This is a genomic window from Fusibacter bizertensis, assembly GCF_029914245.1.
In the GTDB taxonomy this organism is placed as follows: domain Bacteria; phylum Bacillota; class Clostridia; order Peptostreptococcales; family Acidaminobacteraceae; genus Fusibacter_C; species Fusibacter_C bizertensis.
On sequence record NZ_JARYZI010000041.1, the window covers coordinates 1 to 640 of the forward strand.

The window sequence follows — 640 nt, forward strand, 5'->3', positions numbered from 1 at the left end:
TGGTGGAAGTTATAGGGATCGAACCTATGACCCTCTGCTTGTAAGGCAGATGCTCTCCCAGCTGAGCTAAACTTCCATGAGAAAAATGTGAAGCATTTTTCGAACCCGACGTAAGCAACATAGTTGCTAGAAGGGCCTGTGAAGCATTTTTCGAACCCGACGTAAGCAACGTAGTTGCTAGAAGGGCCTGTGATGCATTTATCTTAATCAACATATGCACTTAGCGTTGCTAGTAGGAACAATATATGTCTCCTAATTGCTTCGCAATTTACATGTCGACCGATTTACTTCGTAAATCGTAAATGGCGCGCCCTAAGGGATTCGAACCCCTAACCTTCTGATTCGTAGTCAGACACTCTATCCAATTGAGCTAAGAGCGCGTAATGCTTATATAAAAAAATGGAGGCGGCGACCAGATTTGAACTGGTGAATAAAGGTTTTGCAGACCTGTGCCTTACCACTTGGCTACGCCGCCATGGTGATCCAACCGCGGCTCGAACGCGGGACACCCTGATTAAAAGTCAGGTGCTCTACCAACTGAGCTATTGGACCTTAAACATAAAAAATTGGAGCGGGTGAAGAGAATCGAACTCTCACAACCAGCTTGGAAGGCTGGGGCTCTACCATTGAGCTACACCCG

Annotated in this window: 4 tRNA genes; all 4 read right to left on the bottom strand. The window is 46.4% G+C overall.

From position 1 onward, the window contains the following. A tRNA-Val gene (locus tag QE109_RS17610) sits at positions 1-76 on the bottom strand. Between the two features lie 227 nt (positions 77-303). Beyond that, positions 304-380, bottom strand: a tRNA-Arg gene (locus QE109_RS17615). 20 nt (positions 381-400) lie between these two features. Beyond that, positions 401-475 (bottom strand) — tRNA-Cys (locus QE109_RS17620). Between the two features lies 1 nt (position 476). Next, positions 477-552 (bottom strand) — tRNA-Lys (locus QE109_RS17625). Between the last annotated feature and the right edge of the window lie 88 nt (positions 553-640).